Source organism: Streptomyces luteosporeus, assembly GCF_039532865.1.
In the GTDB taxonomy this organism is placed as follows: Bacteria; Actinomycetota; Actinomycetes; order Streptomycetales; family Streptomycetaceae; genus Streptomyces; species Streptomyces luteosporeus.
The window spans coordinates 76,573-96,242 of record NZ_BAAASL010000022.1 but is presented as its reverse complement, the minus strand read 5'-3'; the positions used below and the strand labels follow the sequence as shown (position 1 = coordinate 96,242).

The window sequence follows — 19,670 nt, the reverse complement described above, 5'->3', positions numbered from 1 at the left end:
CTCGTCACAGTGAAGGAAACGGAGGCGGGGGCCGGCACCCCCGCCTCCGGGGCCCGGCAGTTCTGGCGGCGGCTGCGCAGCCGCAAGGCCGTCCTCGCGGCCGCCGCCGTGCTCGTCCTCCTCGTCCTGATCGCCCTCTTCGCCCCGCTGCTCTCCGCCCTCGAAGGCCAGGACCCGGGCGCCTACCACGACACCCTCGTGGACTCCGCGCGCGGCGGCGTGCCCCTCGGCGACCTCGGCGGCGTCAGCGCCGAGCACTGGCTGGGCGTCGAACCCGGCACCGGCCGCGACCTGTTCGCCCGCCTGGTCCACGGCGCCCGCGTCTCGCTGCTCGTCGCCCTCGGCGCCACTCTCGTCCAGGTGCTCGTCGGCGTCGGCATCGGCCTGGGCGCAGCCCTCGGCAACCGCGTCGTCGAGTCCGTGCTCAGCCACGTCACCGACGTGATGGTGGCCATGCCGCTGCTGGTCTTCGCCATCGCCCTCATGGCCGTCGTCCCCGCCGACTTCCCCCGGCCCCTGCTGCTCGTCGTCGCCATCGGACTGCTGCAGTGGGGCGGCATGGCCCGCCTGGTGCGCGCCCAGACCCTGAGCCTGAAGAAGCTCGACTTCGTCGCGGCCGCCCGGCTCACCGGCGCCTCCACCTGGCGCGTCGCCCGCCGTGAGCTGCTGCCCTCGCTCGCCGCCCCCGTCATCACCTACGCGGCCGTGCTGCTGCCCGCCAACATCGTGCTGGAGGCGAGCATGTCCTTCCTCGGCGTCGGCGTGAAGCCGCCGACGCCCTCCTGGGGCCAGATGCTCTCCACCGCCACCACCTGGTTCCGTGCCGACCCCCTGTACGTCGTGCTGCCCGCCCTGATGCTCTTCACCACCACCCTCGCCTTCACCGTCCTCGGCGACGGGGTGCGCACCGCCCTCGACCCGCGCGAGGCGTCCCGCCTGCGCGTCGGCACCGGCCGGCGCACGGCCCGCAAGCGCGGCGCGGGAGGCCCCGCATGACCGGCTACCTGCTGCGACGCGCCCTCGGCGCGCTCGTCGTCGTGCTCGTGCTGACCGCCGTCGTGTACGCGACCTTCTACATCGCCCCCGGCGACCCCGCCCGCCTGGCGTGCGGCCCGCGCTGCAACCCCGAGCAGATCGCCCAGGTCCGCGAGCAGCTGTCCCTGAACGACCCCGTGTACGTGCAGTACTGGCACTTCCTGCAGGGCATCGTCACCGGCCACGACTACTCCACCGGCACCGGCACCCTGCACTGCGACGCGCCCTGCTTCGGCCTGTCGTACCAGAACGACCAGCAGGTCACCGACCTGCTGATCCAGCGCCTGCCCGCCACCGCCTCCCTGGCCACCGGCGCCATGGTCGTGTGGCTGGTGCTGGGCACCGGCACCGGCCTGCTCTCCGCCCTGCGCCGCGGCGGCGCCACCGAGCGCGTCCTGACCTGGCTCACCCTCGCCGGCACCGCCACGCCCGTCTTCATCAGCGGCCTCGGCCTGCTCATGCTCTTCTGCGCCTACCTGCAGTGGCTGCCCTTCCCCTCCTACGTGCCGCTGACCGACGACCCCGAGCAGTGGGCGTGGAGCATGCTCCTGCCCTGGGCCGCCCTCGGCCTGCAGGAGTCCGCCAAGTACGCCCGGCTCACCCGCAGCTCCCTGCTGGAGACCCTCGCCGAGGACCACATCCGCACCTTCCGCGCCTACGGCATCGGCGAGAAGGCCCTGGTCGGCCGGCACGCGCTGCGCGGCGCCCTGGCCCCCGTCATCGCCCTGACCGCCGCCGACTTCGGCTCGATGTTCGGCAACGCCATCCTCACCGAGATGATGTTCGGACTTCCCGGCATCGGACAGCTCATGGTGGGCGCCACCCGCACCATCGACCTGCCCGTCGTCGTCGCCGTGGTCACCGTCACCGGCACCGCCGTCGTCCTCGCCGGCATCGTCGCCGACCTCCTGTACGCCGCCGCCGACCGAAGGGTGGTCCTGCGATGACCGCGCCCGCCACCGAACCCCTGGTCGCCGTGCACGACCTGACCGTCGCCTTCCCCACCGGCGGCGAGGACGCCGTACGGGCCGTGGACGGCCTCTCCTTCGAGCTCGCCCCCGGCGGCGCCCTCGGCATCGTCGGCGAATCCGGCTCCGGCAAGTCCACCGCCGCCTACGCCCTGCTCGGCCTGCACCGCGGCACCGGCGCCCGGGTCACCGGCTCCGTACGCGTCGCCGGCCACGACGTCGAGGCCCTCGACGAGCGCGGACTGCGCCGGCTGCGCGGCGCGGCCGCCGCCATGGTCTTCCAGGACCCGCTCTCCTCCCTCGACCCCTACCAGGCCGTCGGCGACCAGATCGCCGAAGTGCTGCGCGCCCACCGCCCCGGCACCACCCGGCGGGCCGCGCACGCCCGCGCCGTCGCCGCCCTGGACCGCGTCGGCATCCCCGACGCCGCCCGCCGCGCCCGCTCGCGCCCCCACGAGTTCAGCGGCGGCATGCGCCAGCGCGCCCTGATCGCCATGGCCGTCGCCTGCGAGCCGAAGCTGCTGATCGCCGACGAACCCACCACCGCCCTCGACGTCACCGTCCAGGACCGGATCCTCGCCCTCCTGCGCCAGGTGCGCGAGGAGACCGGCGCCGGCCTGCTCCTGGTCACCCACGACCTGGGCGTGGCCGCCGGCAGCGTCGACGAACTGCTGGTGATGAAGGACGGCCGCGCCGTCGAGCACGGCCCCCTGCGCACCGTCCTCGACCGCCCCCGCGAGCCGTACACCCGCGACCTGCTGGCCGCCGTGCCCCGCATCGGCGACCGCCGCGAGCGGCCCGCCCCGCCCGCGGACGAGGCACCCGTACTGCTCGAAGCCACCGGCCTGCAGCGGCGGTTCGGCCGCGGCAGGCACGCCGTCACCGCCGTCGACGACATCTCGCTGACCGTGCGCGCGGGGGAGACCGTCGGCATCGTCGGCGAGTCCGGCAGCGGCAAGACCACCCTCGGCCGGATGCTGGTGCGCCTCCTCGAACCCACCGGCGGCACGCTGCACTACCGCGGCCGCGACATCGGCGGGCTGCAGATGGTCTTCCAGGACCCGGTCTCCTCCCTCAACCCCCGCCGCAGCATCGGCGAGTCCATAGCCGACCCCCTGCGGGCCGCCGGCACCCTCGACGACGCCGCCGTCCGCACCCGCGTGCGCGAACTGCTCGCACGCGTGGGCCTGGACCCGGACGCCTACCACCGCCACCCGCACGAGTTCAGCGGCGGCCAGCGCCAGCGCGTGGGCATCGCCCGGGCCCTCGCCCCCGAGCCCCGGCTGATCGTGTGCGACGAGCCCGTCTCCGCCCTCGACGTCACCACCCAGGCCCAGATCGTCCGGCTGCTGGGCGAGTTGCAGCGCGAGCTCGGCCTGGCGCTGGTCTTCATCGCCCACGACCTCGCCGTCGTCCGCCAGGTGAGTGACCGGCTCGTCGTGATGCGCGGCGGCCGCGTCGTCGAGGAGGGACCCGCCGACCGCGTCTACGAGGACCCCCGCCACCCCTACACCCAGGCCCTGCTGGCCGCCGTACCCCGCCTGGAGGCCTGTGCCCCGTAGGGGCGCGGGGAACTGCGCGATCAGCCACCGACGGCCCGCAGTCGAACGCCACCCGGGCCCGGGCGAAGCACGGAACTCCGTCTGCGGGCGCGTCGTGGCTTGTCGCGCAGTTCCCCGCGCCCCTGGCGGGGCCCAGGCCGCGTAGCCCAGGAAAACGCCCCACGGAGTGGGAAGTCACGCCCGTTCACCCCTTCCGGTGGCGCGACGGACAACCGTCCGCCGCGCCACCGGCGAGCCCGCATAGCGTGCTCCCGCTGCCGCAACGGCGGCTTCCGACAAGGGAGAACGGGGGTGCTTTCGTGCGTGTGGGCCTGCTTTCCGAGGGCGGCTATCCGTATGCCGCGGGCGAGGGCGGTGAGTGGTGCGACCGGCTCGTACGCGGGCTGGCCCAGCACGACTTCGAGCTCTACGCCCTGAGCCGGACGGCCCGTCAGGAGGACAGTGGTTGGCACGCGCTGCCCGGCAACGTCCGGCGCGTCCGGGCGGCCGCGCTGTGGGGCGTCCCCACCGGCGGCACCGGGCGCGGGTACGGGCCGGGCGGCCGCGACCGGCGCCGGCGCTTCGCCGCCCACTTCGGGGACCTGGCCGCGGCCATCACCCTCCCCGGCGATCAGGCGTACCGTTTCACCGACGGCCTCAACGGCCTGGCCGACCTCGCCCGGGACGAAGGCGGACTCGCCACCGCCCTGCGCTCCGAGGACGCCCTGCGGGTGCTGGAGAACGCCTGCCGGGCGCCCGGCGCCCACCCCGCCGCCTACGACATCCGCGTCCCCGACCTCCTCCTCGTCACCGGCCACCTCGAACGCGCCCTGCGCCCGCTGTCCCTCGACTGGTACGGCACCGCCGACGGCGACCGGGGGCTGGCCGCCGTCGACCTGTGCCACGCCACCTCCGCCGGACCCGCCGCCCTGCCGGGCCTGATGGCCAAACGCTTCTTCGGAACCCCCCTGCTCGTCACCGAGTACGAGGTCGGACTGCGCGCCCACCACCTCGCCTCCCTCGACTCCGCCGACGACCTCTCCCGCCCCGTCCGCACCCTGCTCGCCGCCTTCCACCGGCAGCTCGCCGCCCTCGTCTACGCCGAAGCCGCCCTCATCACCGCCGGCGACGGCCAGGGCCGGCGCTGGCAGGAGCGCTGCGGCGCCGACCGCGCCCGGCTGCGCACCGTCCACCCCGGCACCGACGCCGGCCTGTACGAGACCGCCGGCGAGACCGAGGAAGCCGAACCCACGGGCGACCCCCTCCTCGTCTGGACCGGCGGCCCCACCGAACCCCACCTGTGGGAAGCCCTCGCCGCCCTGCGCGCCGACCACCCCGGGCTGCGCCTGAGAGTCGTCGGAGCGCCCCCGGACACCACCGACGGCGCCGACCGGGTCGAATACACCCCCGCCCGCGGCCCCGAGGACTACCCCGCCGGCAGCATCGTCCTGCTCTCCGGAGCCCAGGACGGCTTCCCCACCGCCCTCACCGAGGCCATGTTCTGCGGCCGCCCCACCGTCTCGCCCGACGTCGGCGCCGTCCGCGAGGTCATCGGCGGCACCGGCCTCGTCGTCCCCGCCCGCCGGGCCGGCCCCCTGACCGAGGCCTGCCGCGCCCTGCTGGAGGACCCCGCCCGCCGCGCCCGCCTCGGCGCCGCCGCCCGCGCCCGCGCCCTCGAACTGTTCACCGTCGAGCAGAACGTCGCCGCCTTCGGCGCCCTCTACCTCGAAGTCCTCTCCCGCGCCCCCGTCACCCACACCGCCTGCGACCCCGCCGTCCCCTTCTCCCGCGCCGCCGGCGACAGCACCCCGCTCGCCGTCTCCCCCCGCTCCGCCTCACCCACCTGGGCAGGACGCCCGTGACGGCACCCACCTCCTCCCTGCACCCCACCGCCCCCGCCCCGGCCGCGATAGCACAGGTACCGGCCCCGCCGCCCGCCCCCGCCGGCCCCGTCAAGGCCCTCCTCGCCCGCCACCACGCCCTGTGCGCCCGCGCCGTCGAACCCCTGGAGATCGCCGCCGGCCTCGAAGCCCACGGCATCGACGACCGGCAGGCCGCCGAATACCGCCACCGCGACGTCTTCTCCCTCGCCGAGGAGCTCCACGCCCGCGTCGAGCGCACCGACGACGACCCCCCGCCCGCCCCGGCCCCCGCCCCGCACACCCCCGCGCGCCCGTACGCGACCTGCGCGGCCGTGCGCGGCCGGGGAACCGTCCCCGTCGCCCTGCTCTGCCTGTGGCTCGTCGCCTACGGCCTCCTCGGCGACTGGCTCGTCACCGCCCTGCTGCACGGCCGGCGCGCCCTCGGCGGCCCCACCCTGCTGTCCTCCGCCGCGCACGCCGCCGCCCCCACCGCCCTCGCCCTGGCCTGCGCCACCGTCCCCGCCGCGCTGACCGCCCACTGGTTCGCCGGCCACGCCCGCCGCGCCCTCGACGACCGCGACCTGGCCGGCTTCGCCCGCCGCGCCCGGCCCGCCCTGCTGCTGGCCGCCACCGCCTTCCTCGCCGCCCTGCTCGCCTTCTGGTGGCCCGCCCGCACCGGTCTGCCCGCCGGCCCCCCGCAGACCACCGGCCCCCTCGCCGGCGCCGCCCTCGCCGGCCTCGGCACCCTGCTCTACCTCGCCCTGCTGCTCACCGCCCACGGCCTGACCCGCCCCGCCACCACCGCCCTCCTCGCCGCCGCCCTCGCCGAGGCCCTCGCCCTCGCCTCGCTGCTCGCCGCCCGGCTCCCCGGCTGCGAGGCCCTGCGCTGGCCCGTCGCCTGGGCGGCCACCGCGCACGGCCCCGCCGCCGTACCCCTCCTGGCCTGTGTCCCCACCGCGCTGGCCCTGCTCGGCCACGCCGTCCCCGCGCTGTCCCGGGCCTCGGTGCACGGGCGCCGCCCGCACCCCCGCCACCCGGCGGCCGCCACCCCGCCCCGGGCAACCGGTGGCCGCCCGGGTGACCCCCCACCGTGTCTGAGGAGACCCACGAAGATGACACCGCAAACCGGCACCGCCGCCACCGTCAGCCGGACCGAGCGGGGGCACGACCGATGAGAGTGCTGCTCCTGGGCGCCAACGGCTACATCGGCCGCTTCGTGGCCGACCGGCTGCTCGCCGACCCCGCCGTCCAGCTCACCGCCCTCGGCCGGGGCGACGACGCCGACGTCCGCTTCGACCTCGCCAGCGGCAGCCCCGGCGCGCTCACGCGCTTCCTCAACGCCGTGCACCCCGGCGTCGTCATCAACTGCGCGGGCGCCACCCGCGGCGGCGCCCGCGACCTGACCCGGCACAACACCGTCGCCGTCGCCACCGTCTGCGAGTCCCTGCGCCGCAGCGGCTGCGGCGCCCGCCTGGTGCAGATCGGCTGTTCCTCCGAGTACGGGCCCTCCCAGCCCGGCTCCTCCACCGCCGAGGACGCCGTGCCCCGCCCCGGCGGGCCGTACGGCGTCAGCAAGCTCGCCGCCACCGAGCTCGTCCTCGGCTCCGGGCTCGACGCCATCGTCCTGCGCGTCTTCTCCCCCGTGGGCCCCGGCACCCCGGCCGGCTCCCCGCTCGGCCGGCTCGCCGAGGCCATGCGCCGCGCCATGCAGAGCGGCGACAACGAGCTCAAGCTCACCGGCCTCGGCGTCCAGCGCGACTTCGTCGACGTCCGCGACATCGCCCGCGCCGTCCACGCCGCCTCCCTCTCCGCCGCCCAGGGCGCCGTCAACATCGGCACCGGCCGGGCCGTGCGGCTGCGCGACGCCGCCACGCTCCTCGCCCGCGTCGCCGGCTTCGGCGGCGCCCTGCACGAACTCGACGACCCCCACCTCGGCGCCCCGCCCGCCTACCCCTACCCCGACGGCTGCGGCAGCTGGCAGCAGGCCGACGTGCGCACCGCCCGCGACCGGCTCGGCTGGCGGCCCCGCATCGGGCTGGAGGAGTCCCTCGCCGACATCTGGATGGAGGCCGCGTGTCGCATCTGATCCCCTCCGGCCACCGCCGCCCGCTCGCCGCCCGCCCCGCACCGCTGCGCCTGGCCGTGCCCGGCTTCGCCCACCCGCTGGTCGCCCCCGCCGAGTGGGGCGGCCTGCAACGGGCCGGCCTCCCGCTGGACTGGGTCACCCTCGGCAGCACCGCCCTGCGCGAGAGCGACGGCGTCACCGGCGGCCCCGGCGCCCGCCAGGACCCGTACTGGCTGGCCGCCGTCGTACCGCTGCGCACCGCCGGCGTCCGGGTGCTGGGCCACCTGGACCTCGCCCACGGCGCCCGGCCCTTCGGGGAGCTGCTCTCCGACGCCCAGCGCTTCCTCAACTGGTACCGCGTCGACGGCTTCCTGCTGGCCCGCTGCCCCGCCGACGCCGAGGCCCTGCCCGAGGTGCGGCGCGTCGCCGGCGCCCTGCGCACCGTCCTCGAACGGGCCCACCTCGTCCTCGCGCAGGGCACCCACCCGAGCCCCGGATACGCCGAAGTCGCCGACCAGTTGGTCACCTTCGCCGGCCCCTGGTCCGGCTACCGCTGGTCCAGGGCGGCCGAGTGGACCGCCGACCACCCGCCCGAGCGCTTCTGCCACCTCGTCCACGGGGTGCCGCGCTCCCACCTCCAGGAGGCGCTGCGCGTGGCCCGCTGGCAGGGGGCGGGCACGATCTACTTCACCGACCGCACCGATCACGGCGCGGTCGACCCCTGGGAGTCCCTGCCCGGCTACTGGGACGAAATCGTCTCGGCCATCGGACCCGGTCTCTCGGAATGAGACGGCGCGTGGCAGTGTTGCACCAAAGAACTGTTGCACCGAAGCACACCGAAAAACACTGCCTGCGTTCCCCGTCCCACGGGGATGACCCTGGAGTCGCCGTGTCGCTGCCACCCCTGGTCGAGCCAGCCGCCGAGCTCACCGTCGACGAGGTCCGTCGGTACTCCCGCCACCTGATCATCCCGGACGTCGGGATGGACGGGCAGAAGCGCCTGAAGAACGCCAAGGTGCTGTGCGTGGGCGCCGGCGGGCTCGGATCCCCCGCGCTGATGTACCTCGCGGCCGCGGGCGTGGGCACGCTCGGCATCGTGGAGTTCGACGAGGTCGACGAGTCGAACCTGCAGCGGCAGATCATCCACAGCCAGGCCGACATCGGCCGCTCCAAGGCCGCCTCCGCCCGCGACACCGTGCTCGGCATCAACCCGTACGTGAACGTCGTCCTGCACGAGGGCCGGCTCGAAGCCGACAACGTCATGGAGATCTTCTCCCAGTACGACCTCATCGTGGACGGCACCGACAACTTCGCCACCCGCTACCTGGTCAACGACGCCTGCGTGCTGCTGAACAAGCCGTACGTGTGGGGCTCGATCTACCGCTTCGACGGCCAGGCGTCGGTGTTCTGGAGCGAGCACGGGCCCTGCTACCGCTGCCTGTACCCCGAGCCCCCGCCTCCGGGCATGGTCCCCTCCTGCGCCGAGGGCGGCGTGCTCGGCGTGCTGTGCGCCTCGATCGGCTCCATCCAGGTCAACGAGGCCATCAAGCTGCTGGCCGGCATCGGCGACCCGCTGGTCGGCCGCCTGATGATCTACGACGCCCTGGAGATGACCTACCGCCAGGTCAAGGTCCGCAAGGACCCCGACTGCGCGGTCTGCGGCAAGAACCCCACCGTCACCGAGCTCATCGACTACGAGGCGTTCTGCGGCGTGGTCAGCGAGGAGGCGCAGGCCGCCGCGGCCGGCTCCACGATCACTCCGCGCCAGCTGAAGGAGTGGATCGACGGCGGCGAGAACATCGACATCATCGACGTCCGCGAGCCGAACGAGTACGAGATCGTCTCCATCCCCGGCGCCCGGCTGATCCCCAAGAACGACTTCCTCATGGGCAACGCCCTGCAGGACCTGCCCCAGGACCGCAGGATCGTCCTGCACTGCAAGACCGGTGTCCGCTCGGCGGAGGTCCTGGCGGTGCTGAAGTCCGCGGGCTTCGCGGACGCGGTCCACGTGGGCGGCGGCGTGATCGGCTGGGTCAACCAGATCGAACCGCACAAGCCGGTGTACTGACGGGTGTCCGTCGAAGGGCCTGCTCGCCGCGATGGCGCGCAGGCCCTTCGCGCGCCCGGCAGCGCCCCGTAAGGGGCGCGGGGAACTGCGCGACAAGCCACGACGCGCCCGCAGACGAAGTGCCGTGCTGCGCCCGGGCCCCGGGCTAGCGCTTCGGCTGCGGGCCGCCGGTGGCCGATCGCGCAGTTCCCCGCGCCCCTACGGGGCCGCGCCCCTTACGGGGCGCAGGTCGTCCCGTCAGCCGGGATCCTGCCGTCCAGCAGGTGGGCGTTCACCGCCCTCGTCGCGCAGGCGTTCACCCCGTACGTCCCGTGGCCCTCGCCCTGCACCGTGAGCACCACGCCCACGCCCTTGCCGAGCTGTTCCGCCATGCTGCGGGCCCCGGCCACGGGGGTCGCCGGGTCGCCGGCGTTGCCCACCACCAGGATCGGCGGCGCGCCCGCGGCCCGGACGTCCGGCGTGCGCCACTTGCCCTTCACCGGCCAGTCCGTGCACGTCAGCAGCGACCAGGCCGCGGACTCCCCGAAGACCGGTGACGCCGCCTTGAACTCCGCCATGGACCGGCGCACGTCGTCGACCGTGTAGCGCTGCTCGGCGTCCGCGCAGGAGATGGCCCGGTTGGCGGCCGTGAGATTGCTGTAGCGCCCCTCGGGCGAGCGGCCGGACATCGCGTCGAAGAGCAGCAGAAGCGTGGTGCCGGTGCGCTTGGTCATGGCCTCCTGCAGGCCCGCCGTCAGGTATTTCCAGGTGTCCTTCGAGTACAGCGCGGCCGCGATGCCGCCGGTGGCCTCGTCCTGGGTCAGCCTGCGGCCCTGGCTGGTGGGCAGGGGGTGCTCGTCCAGGTCGCGCAGCAGCGTCGTGATCTGCCCGAGGGTGGGGCAGTCGGCCGAACCGCGGCAGTCCTTGAGGTAGTCCTCCAGGGCCAGCTGGAAGCCCTTGGTCTGGGCGATGTTGCCCTGGACCGGGTCCTGGGTCGGGTCCACGACGGCGTCGAGCACCGTCCGGCCGACGTTGCGGGGGAACAAGTGGGCGTAGACGCCGCCCAGTTCGGTGCCGTACGAGATGCCGAAGTAGTTGAGCTTGGTGTCGCCCAGTGCCGCGCGGATGCGGTCCATGTCGCGGGCGGCGCTGGCGGTGTCCACCTGGGGCAGGATCTTGCCGGAGTTCTTGGCGCAGGCCTCGGTGAACGCCTTGTTCGTCGCCAGCGTGGCGCGCAGCTCGGCGTCGTCGTCCGGCGTGCCGTCCACCTGGTAGGCGGCGTCGAGCTCCTTGTCGCTCTGGCAGCGCACCCCGGCGCTCTCGCCCACCCCGCGGGGGTCGAAGGAGACGAGGTCGTAGCGGCGGTGCAGCGCGTCGTAGGTGTCGGCGAGGGAGGGCAGCGTCTGCACCCCGGAGGCGCCCGGGCCGCCGAAGTTGAACACCAGTGAGCCGATGCGGTGCGAGGCGTCCGTCGCCCTGCTGCGGATCAGTGCGAGCTCGATCTTCTCGCCGTCCGGCCGGGCGTGGTCCAGCGGCACCGGCAGCTTCGCGCACTCCCATGCCTTACCGGGCGCCTTGCCGCCGCCCTGGGCGGGCGTGGGGGCGGCGCAGCGCTGCCAGTGCAGGGCGGGGGAGGCGGCGGACGTGGCGTTCTTGCCGTCGCCGCCGTTGCCGGGGCTCCCGTCGTCGCTGCCGCACGCGGTGGCGGTGAGGGCGATCGCGAGGGCCGCGGAGGCGAGGGCCGCCGCCCTGGGCCGTGGCCGTGGCCGCTGGATACTCATTCCACCGACTCTACGGAGGAATGGGCCATTCCCAACGCACTGGCCCCCGGCGTACGGTCGCCGTCGGAGGGAGCGCAGGGGCGCACGGACGACCGCGCGGCCGGGCCGGTGGCCGGTGCGGAGGCCGTTCCGGGAACGGGTGCCGTTCCGGGGACGGGGCCGGTGGCCCAGCCGGGGGCACGGGTGGCCGGCGCCGGTAAGCCGCTGTTGCCCGAGGGCGTGCCCCGGCACTGGTCGGGCTGCTCGTCGAGCGGCCTGGACTGCGTCTGCCACAGCGCCATCAGGGCGGCCAGCAGTGCCGCTATGGCGAGGGCACCGGTGAGCATCCTGGATTTGTCGTCCGGGGTGTGCTCCGTGTCCGGCTCCACCTCGGCCCCCTCCCCGGGCGTTCGTACGACCTGTGTTACCAGTCTTATGTGTTACCAGTCTTACCCGTGTGAAGTGCTATGGGTGCTATGAGCACACCTTCCCGGGTGCCGGAACAGTACCTTCCAGCAGGTATGCGTCAACCGTGCTCTTCACGCACGCATTGCCGCTGTCGTACGCCCCGTGCCCCTCTCCCCGGTACGTCATCTCGACTCCGACGCCCTGGCCCAGCTCCTGCGCCATCTTGTGCGCTCCCTCATAAGGAGTCGCCGGGTCACCGGTGTTGCCCACGACGAGGACTGGTGCGGCGCCCTTGGCGCTGACGTCCGGCGTCCGCCACTCGCCCTTGGCGGGCCAGCCGGTGCACTGCAGCAGGCTCCAGGCCATGAAGTCGCCGAAGACGGGACTGGTCCTGCGGAACTCGGCCGTCTTCTTCCGGACGTCCGCCACGGTGTAGCGCTGGGCGAAGTCGGCGCACGTGACGGCGTTGAGCGAGGCCTGCAGGGAGCTGTACTTGCCGTCCTGGCCGCGGCCGTTCATGGTGTCGCCGAGGGCCAGCAGGATCTTCCCGTCGCCGTTCTCCGCGTCCTCCACGCCCTCGGTCAGGTAGTCCCAGAAGTCCTTCGAGTACAGCGACTGCGCGATGCCGCCGGTGGCGAGGGACTGCGTGAGGTCGCGGCCCTCGCCGCCCGGGATCGGCTTCTTCTCCAGGCGATCGAGGAGGGCGGTGATCTGCTGCTCGGTCGGGCAGTTGTCGGACGTCTTCACGCAGGCCGTCATGTAGTTGCCGAGCGCCAGCTGGAAGCCGCCGGCCTGGGCGAGGGCGCTCTGCACGGGGTCGCTCGTCGGGTCGACGACGGCGTCGAGCACGGCGCGGCCGACGTTGCGGGGGAACAAGTGGGCGTAGACGCCGCCCAGTTCGGTGCCGTACGAGATGCCGAAGTAGTGCAGCTTCGCGTCGCCCAGCACCTGGCGCATCAGGTCCATGTCGCGGGCGGCGTTCGTCGTGCCGACGTACGGGAGGATCTTGCCGGAGTGCTTGCGGCAGCCGTCCGCGTAGGCCGCGATGCGGTCCTGGAGCTCCTTCTCCTGGTCCTGGGTGGTGGGGGTGGCGTCGGCCGCGTAGTACGCGTCGAGTTCCTTGTCGGACAGGCACGTGATCCCGTTGCTGCGGCCGACGCCGCGCGGGTCGAAGGACACCAGGTCGTAGCGGGTGCGCAGGGTGCTGTAGTCGTCCGCGAACGCCGGCAGCGTCGTGACGCCGGAGCCGCCGGGGCCGCCGAAGTTGAACACCAGCGAACCGATGCGGTGGGCCTGGTCGGTGGCCCGCGCCCGGATCATCGCGATGCCGATCGTGTCCTTGTCGGGGTGGGCGTAGTCCAGTGGGGCGCGCAGCGTCGCGCACTCCCAGTCGTTTCCCGGCGGGCGGCCGGCCGCGTTGCTGTCCTCGGCGCGGCTGGGGGCCGGGCACTTCTTCCAGTCGAGCTTCTGGGTGGAGAAGGGGGTCGGGGCTGCGCCCGGGCCCGAGGACGGTGCTTGTGCGGTGGCCGCGTCGGCGGCCGGGCGTCCGGCGCCGGTGCAACCCGTCGCCGTGGCCGCGGTGAGGAGCAGGAGCGCGGCTGCGGGGAGGGCTGCCGCCCGTGCGGATCTGGACACGGGGTCCATCCTGGGCGCGGGGGTGGGGGTGCGCCCGTGGGGTGGGGCGTACGGGTTACGTGGCGATGAACCGTACTTCTGTGGCCTTGACGGTGATCCAGACGTCCTGGCCCTCCTTGAGGGCCAGATCGGCCAACGCCGCCGGGGTGACCTCGGCGATCACTTGTGTGTGCCCTTCGACGAGCACGAGGACGCGGACGCGACTGCCGTGGGGCGCCAGCTCGCGGATCGTGCCCTGCCGGACGTTGCGGGGCGAGCCCGGGGACGGATGGGTCGTGTGCACGGCCACGGCGGCCGCACCGACCAGGGCGATGCCGGTCGTCCCCGGTGGGGGCGGGTCGGCGGGGGTGAGGGTGCCGCCGTCGCGGAGGTGCAGGGTGCCGTCGGCCGCCGCCGTGGCGTGCCACGCGTTGTGCCCCAGCATGCGGGCCGTCCAGGGGGAGCGGGGGCGGCGGGTCAGCTCGGCGGGGGGTGCGTACTGCGTCGTACGGCCGTCCTCCAGGACGAGGACGTGGTCGGCGAGGGAGACGGCCTCGACGGGGTCGTGCGTGACGATCAGGCACACGCCGGGGAAGTCGGCGAGGTGCGTGCGCAGGGCGTGGCGCACGTGGGCGCGGGTCGTCTGGTCCAGGGCGGCCAACGGCTCGTCGAGCAGCAGGAGTCGGGGGCGGGCGGCGAGGGCGCGGGCGAGCGCCACGCGCTGGGCCTGGCCGCCGGAGAGGTGGGCGGGTCTGCGGTGGGCCAGCTCGCCGACGGCCAGGCGGTCCAGCCAGTCCTGGGCCTCGGCGAGGGCTTCGTGTTTCGGTACGCCCTGGGCACGCAGGCCGTACGCCGTGTTGGCGAGGGCGGTCAGGTGCGGGAAGAGGGCGCCGTCCTGGGGGACCCAGGAGATGCGGCGGCGGTGGGGCGGGGTGGTCGAGCCGTCCGTGGCGCGGGTGGTGAGGCCGAGGAGGGCGCGCAGGAGCGTCGTCTTGCCGGCGCCGTTGGGGCCGACCACGGCGATGGTCGTGCCGGCGGGGGCGTCGAGGGTGGCGTGGACGGCGCCGGTGACGGTGGTGCGCAGCGGGTGCGGGTGCGGGTGCGCGTGCGGGTGCGGGTGCGCGTGCGGGGTGGGTCGGGGGCGGGTGCAGCCAGTTGCCGCGGAGGGACAGCAGGACCGCCGTTGCCGTGGCCAGGAGGAGGAGGGAGAGGGCTGTTGCCCCTTCGGGGTCGTCCTGGAGGAGCAAGTAGACCTGGAGGGGGAGGGTTTGCGTCGTGCCCGGGAGGTTGCCCGCGAACGTGATCGTCGCGCCGAACTCGCCCAGTGCCCTGGCCCAGCACAGGGCCGCGCCCGCCAGGAGGCCCGGGGCGATGAGGGGGAGGGTGACGGTGCGGAAGGTGCGCAGCGGTGACGAGCCGAGGGTCGTGGCTGTTTCCTCGTAGCGGGGGTGCAGGGATTTCAGGGCCCCTTCGATGCTGATCACCAGGAACGGCATCGAGACGAAGGTGGAGGCCACTACTGCGGCTGGGGTTGAGAACGGGAGGGTGATGCCCAATTGCGCGAGGACGCCGCCCAGGACGCCGTTTCTGCCGTAGCCCTGGAGCAGGGCCACGCCCGCCACCGTGGGGGGCAGGACCATGGGCAGCATCACCAGGGAGCGGATCAGCGCCTTGCCGCGGAACGTTCCCCTGGCCAGCACCCATGCCAGGGGAACGCCGAGCACGAGGGAGAGTGCCAGCGCCGCGAGGGACACCTTCAGGCTCAGCGTCAGTGCCTGGGTGACCGGTTCGCTCGTCAGGCGGGACGGCAGTGTGCTCCACGGCGTACGGGCCAGGATGCCCGCCAGGGGGACGAGGAGGAACACCACCGCGACGGCGGCGGGCAGGGCGAGGGCCAGGGGAGTGCGGGCCCTCATGGTTGCTGGAAGCCTGCCTTGCGCAGGAGTTGCTGGGCCTCGTCGGACGTCAGCCACTTGACGAAGTCGTCGGCTTGCTTGGTGTGCTCTGATTTTTTGAGGGTTGCGGCCGGGTAGAGCGCCACTGCGTTCTGGGATGCGGGGATCTCGACCGTGGTGGTTTTTGTTGCTTTTGCGTCCGTCTCGTAGACGATGCCCGCGTCGGCCTCCTTCATGGAGACCTTGCTCAGGACCGCACGGACATTGGCCTCCTGCGACACCGGCTCGACCGTGATGTGCTGGCTGTCGAGGATCTTCTTGCTGTAGCGGCCCGCGGGGACCTCCGGGGCCGCCAGGACCACCTTGAGGTCCGGGCGGGCGAGGTCCGCGAGGGTGTGGATGTTCTTGGGGTTGCCCGGGGTGGTGACGATCGTCAGCTTGTTCCTGGCGATGGTGACCGGCGTGGTGGTGCTGCCCTTCAGCCCGTCCATCGTCTTGGTGTCGGCCGTCACCAGGGCGTCGGCCGGGACGCCCTGGCGTACCTGGGCGGCCAGCTCCTGGGAGCCGGCGAAGGAGAACGTGAGCTTGGTGCCGGGGTGCGACTTTTCGTAGGCGGCCTGGGCCTGCTTGAAGACGTCCGTCAGGGATGCCGCTGCCAGCACCGTGACGGTGGTTTCTTTTTCTCCCGTGCTGCTGCAGGCAGCCGTCAGCGAGACGAGCAGGGCTGCGGCCAGGGCCGTCCGGGTGCGGTTCATCAGGTCTCCGTCAGGCGCGATCGATGTGCACGTTGGTGGCCTTCACCCGGGCCACCGCTTCCATGCCCACCTCGAGCCCCAGCTCCTCGACGGCCTCGCGGGTCAGCAGCGAGACCAGGCGGTGCGGGCCCGCCTGGATCTCCACCTGCGCGGCCACGTCGCCGAGCTTGACGGCGGTGATGATGCCCGGGAAGGCGTTGCGGGCCGTGGTGTACGCCGGCTCGTCCTCCGTGGCGGTGAGGGTGACCGAGAACGCCGCCAGGTCCTTGCCGGAGATGTGGCGTTTGCCTGTTTCGTCGCGCGTGGTGGGGAGGCGGCCGGCGTCGGCCCAGCGACGGACGGTGTCGGGGCTGACGCTGAGCAGGCGGGCCGCCTGCCCGATGGTGTACGACCGCATGTGCGGCACGTTAGGTGGTGCAGGCTCGCAGGTGCAAGCCTAGATGGCCGATTTACGGGTCAGGTGCGTGAAGGAGGCCCAGCCCGGCAGGACCGGCAGCCACAGGGTCATCAGGCGGAAGAGGAGGACGGCGGGCGTTGCCTGCTCGGCCGGCAGGCCGGCGAAGGTGAGCGCACCGGTGAGGGCGAACTCGACCGCGCCGACGCCGCCGGGGGTGGGGGCCGCCGAGCCCAGGGCGTTGGCGGTCAGGAAGACCACGGCGATGCTCGCGTAGCTCAGCTCGCCGCCGAAGGCCCGGATCGAGGCGTCCAGGCACATGACGTTGGCGGCGGTCAGCAGCAGCATGCCGCCGATGCCCACGCAGAGCTTCTGCGGGCGCTGCAGGACGTCGAGCATGCGCGGGACGACGCCGGCGAACAGCGAGCGCACCCGGGTCGAGACGAACTTGCGCAGCACCGGGATCGCCGCCACGACCAGGACCAGGACGGCGGCGGTCAGCAGGCCGCCGATCACCGTGCGGGAGGGGCCGAGGGAGTCGCTGCGTTCGGTGCCGGTGATGTAGCCGAAGGACAGCAGCAGCATGATGTGGCAGGCCAGGCCGAACAGCTGGGAGGCGCCGACGCTGGCGACCGCCAGGCCCGGGCGGATGCCCGCGCGCTGCAGGAAGCGGGTGTTCAGGGCCACGCCGCCGACCGCGGCCGGGGCGACGACCTTGACGAACGAGCCGGCGACCTGGGCCAGCACGGTGCGGCCGAAGGTCACCTTCTCCGGCACGAAGCCCAGCAGGCTCATGGCGGCGGCCACGTAGGTCAGTGCCTGGAAGGCCACGGCGACCGCGACCCAGCCCCAGTTGGCCTTGTCGACCAGATCGCCGAACTTGACGTGGGTGAGCTGCGAGAGCAGGAAGTACGCGGCGATCGCGCCCGCCACGAAGCTGATCAGCGTGCGGGGCTTGATGCGCTCCAGGCGTACCGGCTCTATGGGGGCCTGGGGGCGGACGAGGAGCACCTGGCGGCGGATCTGCGCCAGCAGGTCCTCCTCGCGGGCCTCCTCCAGCGCCTCTTCGAGGGCCTTCTTCTCGGCGTGGCGCTCGGCCTTGAGGGCCTTGCGGCTCTCCGGCTCGCGGGCCTCCTTCGCCGCCTGCAGGACGCGTTCGCGCTCGCGCTCGGAGCGCTCGCGGGCCAGCTGGCGCAGCGTGGCGCGGCTGATGCGGGTGAGGGCCAGGGGCTGCAGCAGCGGCAGGCTGTCGGCGATGGCGTCGGGGCCCAGGACCGCCACTCCGGTGGCGACCGCCCGTTCGGCGCCCACGCGCAGGCCGAGGGTGACCAGGAGCTGGGCGACGTCCATGCGCAGCACGAGGTCGCCGGCGGCGATCTCGCCGGAGCGCAGGTCGGTCAGGACGACATTGCCGGAACGATCCACCAGGAGGGCGTCGCCGTCCAGCCTGCGGTGCGCGATGCGGCGCGACTGCAGGGACCGCAGCTGGCGCCAGGCGGAAGTGAGCAGCTCGTCGGTGATCTCGTCGTCCTGCACGGTGTCCAGGGGACGGCCGCCGATGTGCTCGTAGACGAGCATCACCGCGTCCGGGCCGAGCTCGGAGGTGGCGATCAGCTTGGGGGCGTTGGCGCCGGCCGCGATGGCGGCGTAGGCGAGCAGCGCCTCCTGTTCGAGGGCCTGGCGCAGGGACAGCAGGCTGCGCCGCTGGATCGTCTCGCGCAGCGCGAGGCGCTGCCAGACGCGGTAGAAGAAGCCCTGGGCCTGCTGCTCGCGGTCGACGACGGTGACGTCGAGGGGCGGGCCGTCCTCCAGGGTGACGATGTAGCGGCGGCCGCGGTCGGGGTGGGCCTCGTCCGCGGCGGTGTCCTCCGCGCGCAGGGCGCTCTCCGGCCGGAAGCCGACGCGCCGCAGCCCGGCCAGCAGGTGCCGGCCGGTGGGGCGGACGTTGGGGGAGCCGACGGCGTACAGGGTGCCGTACGCCACCGTCCAGCCGATCAGGACGGTGACGGCGATGGAGAACGGCGTGGTGTAGCCGTTGACCAGCACCGCGAAGGAGTCGAGCAGCAGGACGGCCCACATGGCCACCCGCCAGCGGGGCCGGCGGGACATGCCGACGGCGGTCATGTAGGCGATCACGGGCGCCAGGTAGCCGTGCACCGGGTCGGTCACGCCGCCGCTGGGCGCGCGCTGGGTGAGCGCGTCACGGATCGAGGCCGGGGCCGCCTCGGCCACCCACAGGGCGGTGGCCAGCGACACCCCGTGCGCGAGCACCGCGGCCAGCACGCCGTCGGCGATGCGCAGGCCGTCGCGTTTGACCAGGCGCTCAACGGCGAAGGCCACCGGGACGATGAAGACCGCGATGTTCGCCGTCAGGCCCGCGAAGTTCGCCAGCAGCTCGGGCACCGTGCCCGTGCTCTGCCGGATGTCCTGCGCCACTCCCTGGGTGGTCGAGTGGGCGAAGGCCGCGAGGGCGAGCACCAGGGCGATCCCGAGGATGCCCAGGAACAGCCGCACCAGGTCCGCGGGACGGTGGACCCGGGCCGGCAGCAGCGGCTCGTCGCCGGAGACCTTGTCGATGCGGCCCTCCCCCTCCTTGTCGCAGTCCTTCTCCCAGGACAGCACTCGACGGGCGCGCGCCCCGTCATGAGGCTGCGCGCCCTGCTCGTCGTCCGTCTCGTCTTGGTCTCGTATCACCAGTCACCGCCCGGAAGATGGTGGCACGACCCGGCCGGGCAAGGGGGTATCAGGGTGCATTTCGGGGGCGCGGACTGGAGATCGTACGCCCTGTAGTGCGACGGCGCACTCTGAGTGATCTTGCCGAGGGCCGCTTCCGGCCCCGGCCGGCACTGTCGGCGGCCTGCGGCAGTATGGACCGGATGAGCGAGCTTCCGGAGTACGCCGAGCGGGTCCTGTCGCTCGCCGAGCGCATCCCGCCCGGCAAGGTGATGACCTACGGCGACGTCGCGGAATGGCTCGGCGACGGCGGGCCCCGGCAGGTCGGCCGCGTCATGGCCCTCTACGGCGGCGCCGTGCCCTGGTGGCGCGTCGTGCGCGCGGACGGCCGGCTGCTGCCCGGCCACGAACGGCGGGCCCTGGAGCACTACCGCGCCGAGGGCACCCCGCTGCGCGAGGGCGACACCCCGCGCCTGGCCATGGCCACGGCCCGCTGGGACGGTGTGACGCACGCCACGTGACCCGGGCCACGGCCGCGGTGTTTCCCCAGTAACCCGAAGGGATGAGCCCCCGGCCGCCGGACGGCACCCCCCGGGACGCCCTGCGTCCCGGGCGGCTCCTGGCGTAGCGTCGGTGACCGCCCCGCGCACCGG

Annotated in this window: 15 protein-coding genes and 1 pseudogene; 9 read left to right on the top strand and 7 right to left on the bottom strand. The window is 73.9% G+C overall.

The genetic code is table 11. From position 1 onward, the window contains the following. The first annotated feature begins 9 nt into the window (after nucleotides 1–9). From ABD361_RS25185 to moeZ, 8 genes are all read left to right on the top strand, one after another. On the top strand, nucleotides 10–996 hold the full coding sequence (locus ABD361_RS25185; RefSeq protein WP_344438257.1) for an ABC transporter permease: 987 nt from the start codon (nucleotides 10–12) through the stop codon (nucleotides 994–996). Next, entirely contained in the window at nucleotides 993–1,982 is a 990-nt protein-coding gene (locus ABD361_RS25180; RefSeq protein WP_344438255.1) for an ABC transporter permease, read from the top strand. The genes ABD361_RS25185 and ABD361_RS25180 overlap by 4 nt, the downstream gene beginning before the upstream one ends. Continuing rightward, the gene (locus ABD361_RS25175; RefSeq protein WP_344438253.1) at nucleotides 1,979–3,565 is read left to right on the top strand and encodes a dipeptide ABC transporter ATP-binding protein; all 1,587 of its coding nucleotides are present in this window, start codon (nucleotides 1,979–1,981) and stop codon (nucleotides 3,563–3,565) included. The genes ABD361_RS25180 and ABD361_RS25175 overlap by 4 nt, the downstream gene beginning before the upstream one ends. A gap of 305 nt (nucleotides 3,566–3,870) precedes the next feature. Continuing rightward, nucleotides 3,871–5,406, top strand: coding sequence for a DUF3492 domain-containing protein (locus ABD361_RS25170; RefSeq protein WP_344438251.1), 1,536 nt, complete (start codon nucleotides 3,871–3,873; stop codon nucleotides 5,404–5,406). Beyond that, complete coding sequence (locus ABD361_RS25165) at nucleotides 5,403–6,581, top strand: hypothetical protein (RefSeq protein ID WP_344438249.1); 1,179 nt, start codon at nucleotides 5,403–5,405, stop codon at nucleotides 6,579–6,581. Before ABD361_RS25170 ends, ABD361_RS25165 begins: the two co-directional genes overlap by 4 nt. Next, a complete protein-coding gene (locus tag ABD361_RS25160; RefSeq protein WP_344438247.1) occupies nucleotides 6,578–7,492 on the top strand; it encodes an NAD-dependent epimerase/dehydratase family protein in 915 nt (304 codons plus the stop codon). The genes ABD361_RS25165 and ABD361_RS25160 overlap by 4 nt, the downstream gene beginning before the upstream one ends. Next, nucleotides 7,489–8,259, top strand: coding sequence for a spherulation-specific family 4 protein (locus tag ABD361_RS25155; RefSeq protein WP_344438319.1), 771 nt, complete (start codon nucleotides 7,489–7,491; stop codon nucleotides 8,257–8,259). Before ABD361_RS25160 ends, ABD361_RS25155 begins: the two co-directional genes overlap by 4 nt. 101 nt (nucleotides 8,260–8,360) lie before the next feature. Further along, nucleotides 8,361–9,539 carry an adenylyltransferase/sulfurtransferase MoeZ gene (gene moeZ, locus ABD361_RS25150; RefSeq protein WP_344438245.1) on the top strand — a complete coding sequence of 393 codons (1,179 nt, stop codon included), beginning with the start codon at nucleotides 8,361–8,363 and terminating at the stop codon, nucleotides 9,537–9,539. A 215-nt stretch (nucleotides 9,540–9,754) separates the two neighbouring features. Here moeZ and ABD361_RS25145 read toward each other — a convergent pair whose 3' ends face one another. From ABD361_RS25145 to ABD361_RS25115, 7 genes and pseudogenes are all read right to left on the bottom strand, one after another. Then, entirely contained in the window at nucleotides 9,755–11,299 is a 1,545-nt protein-coding gene (locus ABD361_RS25145; RefSeq protein ID WP_344438243.1) for an alpha/beta hydrolase, read from the bottom strand. Further along, entirely contained in the window at nucleotides 11,296–11,667 is a 372-nt protein-coding gene (locus ABD361_RS25140; RefSeq protein WP_344438241.1) for a hypothetical protein, read from the bottom strand. Before ABD361_RS25140 ends, ABD361_RS25145 begins: the two co-directional genes overlap by 4 nt. Nucleotides 11,668–11,752: 85 nt before the next feature. Next, nucleotides 11,753–13,330: an alpha/beta hydrolase gene (locus tag ABD361_RS25135; protein WP_344438238.1), complete on the bottom strand. Its 1,578-nt coding sequence runs from the start codon at nucleotides 13,328–13,330 to the stop codon at nucleotides 11,753–11,755. Nucleotides 13,331–13,376: 46 nt separating this feature from the next. Continuing rightward, nucleotides 13,377–15,216, bottom strand: a pseudogene (locus ABD361_RS25130) (ABC transporter permease). Continuing rightward, entirely contained in the window at nucleotides 15,213–15,950 is a 738-nt protein-coding gene (gene modA / locus ABD361_RS25125) for a molybdate ABC transporter substrate-binding protein (protein WP_344438236.1), read from the bottom strand. The pseudogene ABD361_RS25130 and the gene modA overlap by 4 nt, the downstream one beginning before the upstream one ends. 10 nt (nucleotides 15,951–15,960) lie before the next feature. Then, nucleotides 15,961–16,347, bottom strand: a complete 387-nt coding sequence (locus ABD361_RS25120; protein WP_344438233.1) for a TOBE domain-containing protein — start codon at nucleotides 16,345–16,347, stop codon at nucleotides 15,961–15,963. 39 nt (nucleotides 16,348–16,386) lie between these two features. Then, nucleotides 16,387–18,966, bottom strand: coding sequence for a lysylphosphatidylglycerol synthase transmembrane domain-containing protein (locus ABD361_RS25115; protein WP_344438317.1), 2,580 nt, complete (start codon nucleotides 18,964–18,966; stop codon nucleotides 16,387–16,389). A gap of 254 nt (nucleotides 18,967–19,220) precedes the next feature. Between ABD361_RS25115 and ABD361_RS25110 the strand changes: the two genes are divergently transcribed. Next, entirely contained in the window at nucleotides 19,221–19,538 is a 318-nt protein-coding gene (locus ABD361_RS25110; protein ID WP_344438231.1) for an MGMT family protein, read from the top strand. Nucleotides 19,539–19,670 lie beyond the last annotated feature (132 nt).

What these genes read in the sequence shown, in the direction of transcription:
- modA (WP_344438236.1), bottom strand. Translation starts at nt 15,950, where the DNA reads ATGAACCGCACCCGGACGGCCCTGGCCGCAGCCCTGCTCGTCTCGCTG.
- ABD361_RS25175 (WP_344438253.1), top strand. Translation starts at nt 1,979, where the DNA reads ATGACCGCGCCCGCCACCGAACCCCTGGTCGCCGTGCACGACCTGACC.
- ABD361_RS25160 (WP_344438247.1), top strand. Translation starts at nt 6,578, where the DNA reads ATGAGAGTGCTGCTCCTGGGCGCCAACGGCTACATCGGCCGCTTCGTG.
- ABD361_RS25120 (WP_344438233.1), bottom strand. Translation starts at nt 16,347, where the DNA reads ATGCGGTCGTACACCATCGGGCAGGCGGCCCGCCTGCTCAGCGTCAGC.
- ABD361_RS25135 (WP_344438238.1), bottom strand. Translation starts at nt 13,330, where the DNA reads ATGGACCCCGTGTCCAGATCCGCACGGGCGGCAGCCCTCCCCGCAGCC.
- ABD361_RS25180 (WP_344438255.1), top strand. Translation starts at nt 993, where the DNA reads ATGACCGGCTACCTGCTGCGACGCGCCCTCGGCGCGCTCGTCGTCGTG.
- ABD361_RS25145 (WP_344438243.1), bottom strand. Translation starts at nt 11,299, where the DNA reads ATGAGTATCCAGCGGCCACGGCCACGGCCCAGGGCGGCGGCCCTCGCC.
- ABD361_RS25110 (WP_344438231.1), top strand. Translation starts at nt 19,221, where the DNA reads ATGAGCGAGCTTCCGGAGTACGCCGAGCGGGTCCTGTCGCTCGCCGAG.